We start from the raw sequence: 12,640 nt of genomic DNA, 5'->3' as shown, positions 1-12,640 counted from the left end.
ATACAGCCATTAAGGGCTGGAACAAGCGTTATTTAGCGGCTGTACGCCGGAACGTAAGGAACCCGTAGTTGTACCTTGCTACTGTTATCGAAATCGAGCGGCTACTCTTTTCGCACTCCGGTGAACTGCACGACAAATACGGAAATCTCATAAAGCACATACAACGGCACCGCCAATAGCATCATGCTAAACGCGTCCGGTGTCGGCGTAATCAGCGCCGCTACAATCAAGATTCCGATGACAGCAAATCGCCGTCCACGCCTGAGAGTCTGAGCCGTAATCAGCCCGATTCTTCCGAGGAAGTACGCGATGATCGGCAGTTGAAACACGGCGCCGAACGCTACGCACATCCAGAAGACAAACGAGAAGTAGTCAGACACATCGATCAGCGGCTTCACATTTTCTGTCCCGAACTCCTGCAGGAACTTGATGGCATTCGGAATCACACCGAAGAAGCAGAATCCTGCGCCGCCGAAAAAGAAGATCGTGCCGAGAATTGTGACTGGCACCAGATACTTGACTTCGCGCTTGTACAGCCCCGGTATCACAAACCGCCAGAACTGGAACAGCACCACCGGTATCGCCATCACCAGTCCAGCGAATCCGGCGAGTTTCATGCGCAACATGAATGCGCCAGCCGGCTGTCGGAAGTAGACTGTACCTACCGGCTTGACAACCAATTCGACAAGTTGGTCGGAGAAGAAGTATGCGACAATTGCGAATCCAATAATCGAGAGGATAATCTTGATCAGCCTTTTGCGCAGTTCCTCGATGTGCTCAAGAAACGGCATGTCTCCCCCCGGAGCGTCTTGGCCGATTTCGCGATATTCTACCATGATTTGATTACTTGAGCAGGTCTTTGATCTCGTCGACGAATTCCGTCTTGTCCTGGAACTTGCGATAGACCGAGGCAAACCGCACGTAGGCCACTTCATCCAAGTTGCGCAGTCGTTCCATGACCATTTCGCCGATCAACTGCGAGGCAACTTCCGACTTGTTGATCTTGAATAATTCGGTTTCGACGTCTTCGACCAGTTGCAACAATTGCTTTTCCGACACCGGTCGTTTCGCAGTAGAGATCTGCAGGCCGCGAAGTAGCTTCGAACGATCATAAGGTTCTCTCGTCGCTGATCGGATTTGATAACCGTGAGCGACACGCGCTCGATGTATTCGTACGTCGTATACCGTTCATTGCAGGACAAGCACTCGCGCCGGCGCCGGACCGCGTTGCCGTCCTGAACAGAGCGAGTATCAATTACCTTGTCCGACTCTTCACTGCAATAGGGACACTTCATCGTCTAACCCTCAACCGCAATTGTCATTCCAATAGCCTTGGGAAATTTGCCGGCAGCGCTTCCTTGGTTGAGAAATATCTCAACTGTACCGAATCCGGAGATAATCGCCGACAAGTCTCTTCCCTCGCTGTAACTGTTTACCAGTGCGACGTTCTTGACATCGCCAACCGTGCACCTAAGATTTGACAGTTCAATGTCTCGCGGCAAGTCATTCTTTGTGATGTTGCTGATTAGATTGCCGAACTTGTCGACGTAGACGATTTCGCCGATAACACTGCGGCCGTGCTTGAGCAGATTAGGAATCTTGAGAAATGCATACGTTTCGACCGGCGGACCGACTAGGTCCAGCTGAGTACCCGAAGCAATCCGCGCAGCAACAGGAGCCATAATGTCGCGGCCATGAAATGTCTGCCCGTGGTCTGGAAGAAACATCTCTTCATTCTCGATGGAATAAACACTCTTCTTCGCAAAACCGCTAAGCGTATACGAGAGTATGCCGTTGTCTGGAGCGACAAAGAAGTAATCTCCTGCTTGTGCTGCCAAGAGCCGTCTGGCACTGCCAACTCCCGGATCAACTACGGCGAGGAACAGCGTTCCCGCCGGATAGTATCGAATCGACTTCTCCAGGACAAACGCGGCGGCACGGACATCAAAGTTGTCGATCTTGTGGCTTATGTCGATGATTTCACATTGAGGCGCGAGACTCTTGATGGTGCCCTTGATCATGCCGACGAAGCCATCGCTATCGCCGAAGTCTGTCAGAAGCGCAATCGTGCTCACTGGGCTATTCGGTTGAGGTTTCTACGTTCGGCTGACGCGACTCGACCGTGAGCCAGTCGAGATAGTGCTGCGAGCCGTCGATGATTTCCATCGCAATCAGCTCGGGCAATTCGTACCCGGAGAGTTCTTGAACCACCTGCTTGATCGACTGCACCTGATCGCGTTGTGATTTGATTATCAGGAGTACCTCGTTGTCGGTCCGGATAACTCCCTCCCAACGATATGTCGATTTGATACCGTTGACGATATTGACACAAGCAGCCAATCTCTGCTCAACAAGGAGTGTTGCGATAGCCTGTGCTTTGGCTTCGTCGCTGCAAGTTGAGAGAAGAACTACTGGTTGCGACATCCCTACTCCTGAAAGTCGCGGCCAAGTTTTTGCCGGACAGAATCAATTTTGCGATCCATATTGCTCAAATTGCCTTCGCGGTCGTCGATAGCGATTCTGGTATACACTCGCGGCGAGACCGCGCGTACGGCATCGTGACATTCTTTGATCACGGCCATACACTGTTCCCAGTCACCTTCGATCAGTGTACCCATTGCGTGGGTCCGATACTTCAATCCTGACCGGTCGATGATATCAATCACCTTGGCGACTTCTTTCGAAATCGACTCGCCGAGTCCCATCGGAGCAACAGAGAATTCTACCAGCATCCTTGCCTTTCGCTACTAGTCTACGGAATCACCGGCACGACAATGTCTTTGTCCATCCGATCAGTATACAGCGGAAACTTGTCGCAGAGATGTTCGACATCTTTCTTGACCTGAGCGAGTACCGCTTCGTCGCTGAGATTCTTGATGACTCTATCAATCAATCCGGCGATTTGCTTCATTTCCGGCTCTTTCATACCGCGCGTCGTGATTGCCGGCGCACCGATACGAATTCCCGAAGTCACCAGCGGTGGCTGCGGGTCAAACGGGATTGTGTTCTTATTAGTCGTTATCGATGCCAGATCCAGCGCTTCCTGAACTTGCTTGCCGGTCAGGCCCTTCTCAACAAACGACAACAGCAACAAGTGAGTATCCGTTCCCTTGGAAACAACGTGATAACCCATCTTCATGAATTCGTCCGCCATCGTCTTGGCATTGGCGAGAATCTGCTTCTGGTAGACCTTGAATTCCGGTTGCAGCGCTTCCTTGAATGCGACGGCCTTCGCCGCGATGATATGCATCAATGGCCCGCCCTGAATGCCCGGCATCACCATCCTGTCGAGGTCTTTCTTGAATTCCTTCTTACACAAAATCATTCCGCCGCGCGGACCACGAAGTGTCTTATGCGTTGTCGTGGTGACGAAGTGAGCGTGCGGAACCGGTGACGGATGAAGGCCTGCAGCAATTAGTCCAGCGATGTGCGCCATATCAACCATCAGCAATGCGCCGCAAGCGTCGGCGATTTCGCGGAAGCGTTTGAAATCCAACGTGCGTGGATAAGCAGACGCTCCAGCGACAATAATCTTCGGCTTCGTTTCAAGTGCCTGTTTATGCAGTGCATCGTAGTCGATCGTCTCTGTCTCTTTATTGACTTCGTAGCCGACAACATTGTAGAAAATGCCGGAGAAGTTTAATGGGTGGCCATGCGTTAGATGACCGCCATGCGACAGATTCAATCCAAGTATCGTGTCCCCGGGCTTGAGCACCGTGAAGTATACTGCCATGTTGGCTTGTGAACCCGAGTGCGGCTGGACATTAACATGTTCAGCACCGAACAACTCGGTTGCCCGCTGGCGCGCCAATGTTTCGGCAACATCGACAAACTCGCAACCACCGTAGTAGCGCTTCTTGGGATAACCTTCCGCGTATTTATTGGTCATCACTCCGCCGGCAGCTTCCATGACGGCTTCCGAGACGAAGTTTTCTGATGCGATTAACTCAAGTTTCTTGTTTTGGCGATTGGTTTCACCCTGCATCGCTGCATATATTTCCGGGTCGAATTGCTTAAGAACGGACATTTCGGTCTCCTCACTGGCAGAATCCCTGCCTGAAAAAAATATACCCAAATGTCGAATCAAGAGAAACAAGTTTTTGGCTAAATACGTCTAACACAATCAGTTGAGTTTACGAGAATAAAGGATCAATTCAATATGGCGAAGAATACCAATGTCGACATTCCATCTGATCAGGGTGTCCCCAAAGAAACCCCGCAGCGGAATTGCCTTACAAAGTTGAGCTCTGCGCTTGTTCCGGCACTTGGGGAAGCGGCTGTCCGCAAACTGGTTACTGATATCAAACGTGAAGGCTATTTCGACAAAGGACTGCTCGATCAGTCACGCTTAATAGTTTCCAAAATCGTTACGCTCGGTCAGGGTGACAAATTGAGCAAAGCACTGATTGCGTCAGAAAGCGACAAGATTCGCTCAATTGGTATTCATGTCCACTTCGAGCACTTCAAACACGACCTTGGCAAAGAGCTGAAGTCATTGAAATTCACCGGTGCACTCCCGGGCACCTGGACTCAGGAAACCGCACAATGGGTCTTGAAAAATGTCGTGCATGAGCATACTCTCGAAGTCGTGCTTCCACTCATTAGTCCGTGGATTACTGACAAGGATCCAACTATTCGACGGATGGTCGCCGAAGCGCTTCGTCCACGCGGCGTTTGGTGTAAACATATCGCAGTTCTCAAACGCGATCCGTCGCCGATCAAGGGTCTGCTTGAACAACTCCTCGACGACAACTCCGAATATGTTCGCAAGGCTGTCGCCAATAGCCTCAACGACATTTCCAAAGACAACCCCGATTTGTTGTGCACTTGGATAGAGAAATGGTCAAAGGGCAAGATCAGTCCCGAACGTCAGTGGATTGTTCAACGTTCCTTGCGAACACTTATTAAGTTGGGGCATCCCCACGCCCAAAAGTTGATGGGTCTCGGCGATGCGGAAGGTGTAAAGTTCGTCTGGCTCAAGGGCACACCCGCAGAGATTGCTATTGGCGAAAGTATCCCTTTTGAGTTCAAGGTTGAGAACACTTCAAAGCAGCAACACAAACTGCGCTTGCAACTCTTGATGATTGGACCGGGCAAGAACAACAAGCCACGTCTTGCCAAGTACATTCTTGGCGTCTTGGAGATGGCACCTGATGAAGTTGCGACAATCTCCAAAAAGATCAGATTTGCACATAAGAACTTTGTGCCGAAGCTCGCCGGAACCTACAAACTGCAAGTCTCCTGTAATGGCAAGTACATCGGCGAGCGAGCGACTAAGTATCTCGGAAAGGACTTGTGATTAGGCAGAGCTACTCTTCCCACTTGATCGGTCCAGACTCAAACCGTTTCTTGAAATTGCCAAGAACGTAGCCCCACGCACGGTCGAAATAATCATAGATCGCGTTCCAACCTTCCGCAGCGCCCCAGCCAAGGTGGGAGAATTTTACCTTTATTGAATCCGTGCCGACCTGCTCAAAGTTGATGACTACTCTCGTTCGCACATCGCGCAGCGATCCGAAACTTGGCGGCGCGTTCCATTCGAACGAAAACATCGACTTGGGTAGAAAACTTAGAACTTTGTTTCCTTCCCCGCCGCGGGATCCTATCGGTGATTCGTTGTCGAAGTAGATCTCATACGGACCGCCGGTGCGACATTCGATCTTCGTGAAAGGAGAAAAGAACTCGTTGGCGCCTTCATTTGTAGTCCAAGCGCGCCAGACATCATCGAGCGATGCTTTCACTGTAACTTCCTTGTACATCACTCGATCAGTGATTTCTGAAGGATACCGATCGCGCGAGATATAATCAGAAAGCAAAGCCACTACCATCGGAGAGAAAGTATAGGTGTGAACCTTTTTGACGACCGATGGCTCTTTGTCCATAATCTCTTTCAGTTCAGCTTCTGATTGCACTTTGAGCACCACTAATCCGAACTTCCCCCAGACCGGTCCTGCCATCAGAACCTTGCCTTTGGCAGTCAGTTCTTTGAGATAGACGAAGTGCTCGCCAAGAACGGCTTCTTCCTCTTTGGTCATGTTGTCTGGCCAGCCATCTCGTGTACCGTGTAACTCAACCAAATAGAACTGAGGAGCAGCGGCAGCGTCCTGCGCCCTTGCCTGTGAGCTCGACATCATTACCTCCAATGTTATCAATAAACAGATACCAATGTACTTTGCGAATTCGCCGGACGACAGCGCGTAGTTGAGACGCTCATACACATTCATAATCAAACCTCCGCTCCTACTATTACCGGTTCCGGTCAAATTCTTTAGATTTCACTGCGATTGCTTGCTGCTAAGAAATGGGAGTTCCTGATGGAGTCAAATGCTTTCTTGCGCCAAAACTGGCCGTTGCGTTGGCGAGAGAATCTTACGATACTGACCGCCGTATGAGACGAAAGAACACCAGATGATCCGCAAACCTGCTGCAAAGCGGAACACTCTTGCCTTAGTAGCTGGAGTAGTCTGGTCGCTGACCGGGATTTTCTTGTCCTCTGTGGCAGTGAGTTGGCTCTTGAAGAGCAAATTGCCATATCTGCTCTTTGCCTTAGTTGCCGGTTTAGTAGTTGGATTGTTGATATACCGGTTCAAGTTCGGCAAACTTGCCCGCCAAAATATTGATCGCATCTATCAGCAATCCCCCGGCAGCGACAAAGTCTGCATATTTGCCTTTCAGAATGCCCGAAGTTACTTCCTCGTCATCCTGATGATGTCCATGGGCTATGTGATCCGGCATTCCGGGTTACCGATGCCTTACCTTGCCCCGTTTTACCTGGCAATCGGCAGTTCGATGGCGCTCTCGAGTATCCTCTATTACAGGCACCTCGGACGCAAAAGCTGAGAGCGAAAAAATCTCGTTGAAATCCCCATTTTTTTGGTTTTTTATTGCACTCGCCAACTAAACATAATATCTCCCCCTCCGATATAGTTTGAGTATAGACAGGAGACTAACTTGGTTCACCGTAATAGATTGATGGGCGCAGCTACCGTACTACTTGGAATCACACTATTTTTCTGGGTTTTAGTACTTTCATCCGTTCTTGGATTTACGAACTTCCTTCGTGGCGGCATGTTGGGGCTTCTGCCGGCAGCGCTTGTGATCGTGATGATCGTGTTGCCAATTATTGCAGTTGTGCTTGCGTCAATGTCGCGCCGCAAAGACGATCAAACTCTGATCAGCTAACTCGTTGTTCACTTCAGATACTTCATCACCGCCGAGAAGTCAATCTCGTGCGGATTATCATTCATTGTTCGGTCATATAAGCTCTTCGAGGTTCGCGCCAACAAAGTTTCCATTCCAGTTTCGTCCGCCAACTCCAGCAGATAGCCGAGATCCTTTTGAATCAGTGCCGCAGAAAAATGCGGCGAGTAGTCATCGTTGAGTAACTTTTCCCGTTTTGCATTGAAGACTGCAGAATTGCCTGCACCGCCGCTTAAGATTGCAATTGCCTGCTCGCGCGAAATGCCCGCTCGTACACTCAGTGTGGTTGCTTCCGCAATCGCCGCCATGAATGTACCGAGAAGATGATTGTTGATTAGCTTCATTCGCGTCGCTGTGCCGGGCTGTGGTAGGAAATGTATAGTCTTGCCGATGATGTCCAGCATCGGCTTTCCTCTCTCGAATGTAGAGTGAGTTCCACTCGCGAGCACTGTCAACTCACCACGCAAAGCCGGAATGACACTTCCCAATACGGGTGACTCAAGATACTCACAGCCGGCATCGGCGCACACGCGATGGAAGTCGAGCACTTGCCGATGATGATTCGTACTCAAATCGATTACAAGCCGGCCCTTTGGCTGGAGAGCCAAAGCTTGCGGTAGTATCTCAGCAACTGCTTTACTATCGAACAGGCAAAGCATCACCGTCGGGCAGCTCGGTAACAATTCGTCGATGTTGGTAACAACTCGCGCCTTTAGTCCTTCGGCTTTCGATGCCGTGCGATTGTATGCTACCAATTCCTGACCGCAATCAATCAGTCGTTGCGCAATAGCGCGCCCAAGATTGCCCAAGCCAATGAACCCTGTTGCCATATCAACTCTTCCTTTCAATCTCTAATCCAATTTATGCTATCCCCCGGCTGCCCAACAAAGCCTTTGTTTTGAGCGCCGCAATTGATATCGTTGTAATCGAGGAGCAACTACTCTATGGACAAAGGCAAAAACATCATCATTATCTCCGACGGTACGGGCCGTACTGCCAAGCGGCTACTTGATGCCGTCCTTTCACAATACGACAACCTGAAGATAGCGTTCCATATCAAGAAGACCTACCAGGGTATTACTACAAAAGAACAAATCGACGCGATCGTCTCCGAGATTACAGATGACTACCTCGTCGTCTATTCGATAATTTCCATCGAGCACGGCGAGTACTTTCACGAGCTGCTCGACTCAAAGGGTATCCTTCATCTAAATGTCCTTCGTCCAATGATCAAGACCCTTTCAAAATTCCTTGGAGTTCATCCGCAATATCGTCCCGGGTTGCTTCAGATCATCGATGATCGATACTATCGAAAACTCGATGCCATCGGCTATACAGTCGAGCATGACGATGGCCGCGGCCACCGCATCGAAGAAGCTGACATTGTCTTGGTCGGGCTTTCACGAACCTGCAAGACGCCTATCAGCATGTACCTCGCCTGCAATTTCGGCCTGAAAGTCGTCAACATTCCGATTATCTCTGAAGAGCCATACGGCGCCCAGCTGGTCAGCCGCACCAACAAGGCGCCGAAGCAAAGTGTTATTGGATTGATGATTGACGCCAACGAACTGGCGCGAGTACGGGAAGAACGCGCATCATTGCTGATGGGAAGCAAGGACAATCGCCACGCCATCATGAACTATCACGACATCACGCAGGTGCGCGGTGAACTGCGTTTTTGCCGGATGCTCTTTGCTAAACAGGGATGGGAAACCGTTGATGTAACGCGACGCGCCATCGAAGAAGTCGGTGCGGAAATACTCGACCGACTCAAGATTTCAGTCGACATGACTCCAGAGATGTAGGTCAACTGCGGCTGTAGTTTTGGGAATCAAAATCGGGGCGAGCAGACTTGAACTGCCGACCTCTCGCACCCCAAGCGAGTGCGCTACCAACTGCGCCACGCCCCGAATCAGGGGGACGCTAAAATAAGCGATATCGGTTCAGAATACAATCGAATTTCGGAACTATTGCAGGCGGGTTGTCCTACGGTTTGGAGCCGTTCGGGCTATTCAAAGTCAGAACCCGCTCGAGCTCCATCAGCTCCTTCTTAATCTGCCCCAAAAGCTCGATCAGTTTGTCCTCGCGTCGAATGTCGCGGGATGATTCTGAGAGCTTCTGGCGGGCACCTTCGATTGTATAGCCCTCTTCATACAAAAGCGACTTAATTCGATTGACCAGCGTGATCTCTCGCTTTTGATAAGTGCGGTTACCGCCGCGATTTTTCTTCGGACGCAGAAGCGGAAATTCCTTCTCCCAGAACCGCAATACGTACGGTTTGACGTCAGTCATTTCTGCGACTTCAGATATGGAATAGTAAAGTTTCTCTTCGCCGTTCTTCACAGCATCACGCTCGCATTCTTTCTCTAACAGTAGACCTCACTCTTGAGTTCTCGGCTCATCAGGTCACTCAGCGCTTGTGCAGGAGACTTCGAGTCGAAGAGGACTTCGTATACCTGACGTGTAATAGGCATCTCGACATTGTACTTCTCGGCGAGACGAACAGCGGCTCTTGTCGTTGGGACTCCTTCGGCGACCATTGTCATAGAAGACATGATTTCCGGAAGTTTTTCTCCCCTGCCAATCCTTTCACCGACATAACGATTACGGCTATGGAATGAAACGCAGGTAGTCACCAGGTCGCCAAGACCTGACAATCCGGCGAAAGTCTCCTCTCGAGCGCCCATTTTGGCGCCAAGTCTCGACATCTCCGCCAGTCCTCTCGTTAGCAATGCCCCGGTCGTGTTATCTCCCAGTCTTAGGCCGTAGAGCATTCCGGCAGCAAGGGCAATTACGTTTTTCAGCGCCCCGCCAAGCTCAACTCCGATGACATCATCAGACGTATAAACGCGAAAACTCGCGGTCGACATCAGGTGCTGCACTTCAGTAAGCGAACCGTGTTTGATTCCGGCGGCAACGACCGAAGTCGGCACATTGCGGGAGACCTCCTCGGCATGTGACGGCCCCGACAAGACGACTACGCGATCGGCAACGTCGTCACCAAGTACGTCGGCGATGATTTCCGACACTCGTTGTAAGGTAGTTATCTCGATACCCTTGGACAGGCTGACGACGATCGGCACCGGTTTGCCGGTAGCTCTGATTTTCTCGCAGACCCGACGCACATTTTGCGTAGGAATAGCAAGAATGATGATATCGCGATCATCCATTGACTCGGCCATGTCGTGGGTAATTTGAATCTTCTTGTGGATATCCACGCCGCGCAACTTGGTGTTGTCGCGCCGGGTAGTGATTAGCTTTTTTACAGCAGCGGGATCATGTTTCCAGAGGATTACCTGGTTGTCGGTCTCGGCAAGTAGATTGGCGATCGCAATTCCCCACCCTCCTGCACCTAGAACCGAAACTCTCGCCATACATCCCCGGACTCAGGTTAGTCAACCAACTTTTCAAAGCTTGGTCAACGAGACAACTTCTTCTCTTCACCCCGGACCAATCTTCGAATGTTTGCTCGGTGTGTGAATAATACAAGCAGAGTCACGCCGATGCAAGCGGAAAGTAAAAGCAGTGACATATTTTTTGCCATTATGTACTTTTCGATTAGCGCAATCACTGAAAGTGTTACTCCAGCCGTCATCGATCCCAACGATACGATTCTCGTGATTGCGAATACGATGCCAAAGACTCCCAAACATATCAGCATCTCGATTGGTAGCAGTACAATGAACATTCCCAGAAGAGTATTCACTCCCTTGCCGCCTTTGAATCCTGCGAAAATCGGGAAGATATGTCCAACTACTGCAGCCAATCCGCAGGCGATTTGGAGCCACTCGGTGTTGGGAAACAACATCTTAGCAGTCAAAACCGGAATTACCCCTTTAAGCGCGTCAAGCAAACCCGCGATTATCGCTGCCGCTAATCCTGCAACGCGATAGACATTGGTAGCGCCGGCATTTCCCGATCCGTGCTTGCGGACATCGACACCGGCAAACAGGTATCCGATGATCACCGAAAATGGAATCGAACCAAATAGGTAAGATCCAACAAGAAGAAGTATTGTCGGAGTCATTGTCATAGTCTTCGGTGTCGGTCGATACTCGCAACGGCACATTCAACCGCTGAAGCCGTCGCCGCCACTAATGATACCCTTCCCCTGAAGGGTTGGCTCCGAGCCGATGAGAGGTTCAGAGACGGGGTGGGTTATACCGTTTTCCAGCTATGAGCTCTTGATAAATTCCCGAATCTGCTCGATCAGTTTGTCAAGCTCCTCAGCCGTGAGCTTTCTGTCCTTCATAGATTCTTTAAACTGATTAACCATTGGCGACATTTTCGTGAAATCGAGCTTCTTTTCTGCGACAAGTTGCTTCATCTTGTCTTTGAGTTCAGTCAAAGTTGCCTTTACTTCATCAACATTGAAGCCTTCAGGAATATTTGCGAGGACATCCTTCTCCATTGATTCTACGGCTTTCGTCGCAGCAAAACTTTGTATCTTGTCACATTGCGTGTAGCCAATAATCCCGCCTACGATGACCAGCGCCAATATGACGATCCCGACTATTAGCAGTACTTTGCAGCCTTTGCCCATTTCACATTCTCCCTGAGTACATAATTTTGTTCGACGCCAAACTATCAAACGAACGTCACCCACACAACAACAAAGTTGCCTTCTAACTCTGGAATAGGTTCGGTTTGGACAACTCGGGCAAGTCCGGATAATGGACAGGATAATCTAATTGCACTCCGAACAACTACATTCTACATTTGTGTCAATAGATGACCAATAAAACTGCACTCCTGATCGGCAACACAAGCGGGATTGGCGCCGAAGTAACCAAGAAACTCCTGGCTCTCGACTTTAGGGTAGTCGGCGTATCCAAATCGAGCTCTTCGCTCCATCATCCTCACTACCGCCACTTTCTGCAGGATGTTTCTGCTACCAACTACCGTTCTCGACTGAACGAAATCTTGGTTGAATATCCGCACATCGATCTTTGCATCTACTTCGCTGGAATTGGCGATCAACTCGATTGGACCAATCTTCGGTTTGAGACTCGCGTCTTCGAAGTAAATCTAATGGCAGCCGTGATAACCACGGAGATTGTACTGACTGCGATGCAGAACCAAGGCAATGGTCATTTCATCGGAATCAGCTCAATGGCTGACGAACTGACGTCACCCGACGCACCGAGCTACAGTGCGTCGAAAGCAGGAATATCGAGATACTGGGAGGGTCTCGGAATAGCTGCGAAATCAAAGAGTATCAATGTCAGTAATATTCGCTTCGGATTTGTGGATACGAAGATGGCAAAATCCCCGGTGAAACCATTCTTGCTGTCGCCCGACCAAGCTGCTGAGTTCATTCTCAAAGTGATCAAGCGTCCAAGGATTAGAGCTACGAAACCAATTGCGCTGGTTCCTCTGGTATGGCTCCTTCGTTTCATCGTTCGAGCGAAACTGCTGCTTCGGTAGCCTTGGCAACCAA

At 50.1% G+C, this 12,640-nt stretch carries 16 protein-coding genes, 1 tRNA gene and 1 pseudogene; 5 read left to right on the top strand and 13 right to left on the bottom strand.

Features of this window, described 5'->3' with window-relative positions; translation table 11 throughout:
- Positions 1 to 101: 101 nt before the first annotated feature.
- From tatC to IPH59_00765, 6 genes and pseudogenes are all read right to left on the bottom strand, one after another.
- Positions 102 to 836: a twin-arginine translocase subunit TatC gene (tatC, locus tag IPH59_00790; GenBank protein ID MBK7090250.1), complete on the bottom strand. Its 735-nt coding sequence runs from the start codon at positions 834 to 836 to the stop codon at positions 102 to 104.
- A 7-nt stretch (positions 837 to 843) separates the two neighbouring features.
- Positions 844 to 1,295: pseudogene (nrdR, locus tag IPH59_00785) on the bottom strand (transcriptional repressor NrdR).
- Positions 1,296 to 1,298: 3 nt separating this feature from the next.
- On the bottom strand, positions 1,299 to 2,075 hold the full coding sequence (locus IPH59_00780; GenBank protein ID MBK7090249.1) for an SAM-dependent chlorinase/fluorinase: 777 nt from the start codon (positions 2,073 to 2,075) through the stop codon (positions 1,299 to 1,301).
- Between the two features lie 4 nt (positions 2,076 to 2,079).
- The gene (locus IPH59_00775; GenBank protein ID MBK7090248.1) at positions 2,080 to 2,424 is read right to left on the bottom strand and encodes a divalent-cation tolerance protein CutA; all 345 of its coding nucleotides are present in this window, start codon (positions 2,422 to 2,424) and stop codon (positions 2,080 to 2,082) included.
- A gap of 2 nt (positions 2,425 to 2,426) precedes the next feature.
- A complete protein-coding gene (locus tag IPH59_00770) occupies positions 2,427 to 2,732 on the bottom strand; it encodes an MTH1187 family thiamine-binding protein (protein ID MBK7090247.1) in 306 nt (101 codons plus the stop codon).
- Between the two features lie 20 nt (positions 2,733 to 2,752).
- On the bottom strand, positions 2,753 to 4,027 hold the full coding sequence (locus IPH59_00765) for a serine hydroxymethyltransferase (protein ID MBK7090246.1): 1,275 nt from the start codon (positions 4,025 to 4,027) through the stop codon (positions 2,753 to 2,755).
- Between the two features lie 132 nt (positions 4,028 to 4,159).
- On the opposite strand from IPH59_00765, the gene IPH59_00760 reads away from it, so the two are divergent.
- Positions 4,160 to 5,299 (top strand): HEAT repeat domain-containing protein, encoded by a 1,140-nt coding sequence (locus tag IPH59_00760; GenBank protein ID MBK7090245.1) that lies wholly within the window; start codon positions 4,160 to 4,162, stop codon positions 5,297 to 5,299.
- Between the two features lie 10 nt (positions 5,300 to 5,309).
- Here the strand turns inward: IPH59_00760 and IPH59_00755 are convergent, their stop codons facing one another.
- Positions 5,310 to 6,224 carry an SRPBCC domain-containing protein gene (locus IPH59_00755; protein MBK7090244.1) on the bottom strand — a complete coding sequence of 305 codons (915 nt, stop codon included), beginning with the start codon at positions 6,222 to 6,224 and terminating at the stop codon, positions 5,310 to 5,312.
- 184 nt (positions 6,225 to 6,408) lie between these two features.
- Between IPH59_00755 and IPH59_00750 the strand changes: the two genes are divergently transcribed.
- Both IPH59_00750 and IPH59_00745 read left to right on the top strand, forming a co-directional pair.
- Positions 6,409 to 6,840, top strand: coding sequence for a hypothetical protein (locus tag IPH59_00750; GenBank protein MBK7090243.1), 432 nt, complete (start codon positions 6,409 to 6,411; stop codon positions 6,838 to 6,840).
- Between the two features lie 111 nt (positions 6,841 to 6,951).
- Positions 6,952 to 7,182, top strand: coding sequence for a hypothetical protein (locus IPH59_00745; protein ID MBK7090242.1), 231 nt, complete (start codon positions 6,952 to 6,954; stop codon positions 7,180 to 7,182).
- A gap of 8 nt (positions 7,183 to 7,190) precedes the next feature.
- Here the strand turns inward: IPH59_00745 and IPH59_00740 are convergent, their stop codons facing one another.
- Positions 7,191 to 8,030, bottom strand: coding sequence for an NAD(P)-dependent oxidoreductase (locus IPH59_00740; GenBank protein MBK7090241.1), 840 nt, complete (start codon positions 8,028 to 8,030; stop codon positions 7,191 to 7,193).
- A 114-nt stretch (positions 8,031 to 8,144) separates the two neighbouring features.
- Between IPH59_00740 and IPH59_00735 the strand changes: the two genes are divergently transcribed.
- A complete protein-coding gene (locus tag IPH59_00735) occupies positions 8,145 to 9,005 on the top strand; it encodes a kinase/pyrophosphorylase (protein MBK7090240.1) in 861 nt (286 codons plus the stop codon).
- A 32-nt stretch (positions 9,006 to 9,037) separates the two neighbouring features.
- On the opposite strand, the gene IPH59_00730 is transcribed toward IPH59_00735, so the two are convergent.
- The 5 genes from IPH59_00730 to IPH59_00710 form a co-directional block, all read right to left on the bottom strand.
- Positions 9,038 to 9,110: transfer RNA gene (locus tag IPH59_00730), tRNA-Pro, on the bottom strand.
- A 76-nt stretch (positions 9,111 to 9,186) separates the two neighbouring features.
- Entirely contained in the window at positions 9,187 to 9,492 is a 306-nt protein-coding gene (locus tag IPH59_00725; GenBank protein ID MBK7090239.1) for a MerR family transcriptional regulator, read from the bottom strand.
- Between the two features lie 74 nt (positions 9,493 to 9,566).
- On the bottom strand, positions 9,567 to 10,574 hold the full coding sequence (locus IPH59_00720) for an NAD(P)-dependent glycerol-3-phosphate dehydrogenase (GenBank protein MBK7090238.1): 1,008 nt from the start codon (positions 10,572 to 10,574) through the stop codon (positions 9,567 to 9,569).
- Between the two features lie 44 nt (positions 10,575 to 10,618).
- Positions 10,619 to 11,227, bottom strand: coding sequence for a glycerol-3-phosphate 1-O-acyltransferase PlsY (plsY, locus tag IPH59_00715; GenBank protein MBK7090237.1), 609 nt, complete (start codon positions 11,225 to 11,227; stop codon positions 10,619 to 10,621).
- A gap of 147 nt (positions 11,228 to 11,374) precedes the next feature.
- Entirely contained in the window at positions 11,375 to 11,743 is a 369-nt protein-coding gene (locus IPH59_00710) for a hypothetical protein (protein ID MBK7090236.1), read from the bottom strand.
- A 188-nt stretch (positions 11,744 to 11,931) separates the two neighbouring features.
- Between IPH59_00710 and IPH59_00705 the strand changes: the two genes are divergently transcribed.
- Positions 11,932 to 12,627: an SDR family NAD(P)-dependent oxidoreductase gene (locus tag IPH59_00705; protein MBK7090235.1), complete on the top strand. Its 696-nt coding sequence runs from the start codon at positions 11,932 to 11,934 to the stop codon at positions 12,625 to 12,627.
- Positions 12,628 to 12,640: the final 13 nt, after the last annotated feature.

This window comes from bacterium (genome assembly GCA_016708315.1).
In the GTDB taxonomy this organism is placed as follows: Bacteria; Zixibacteria; MSB-5A5; order CAIYYT01; family CAIYYT01; genus JADJGC01.
This window is presented reverse-complemented; position numbering and strand designations above follow the sequence as displayed.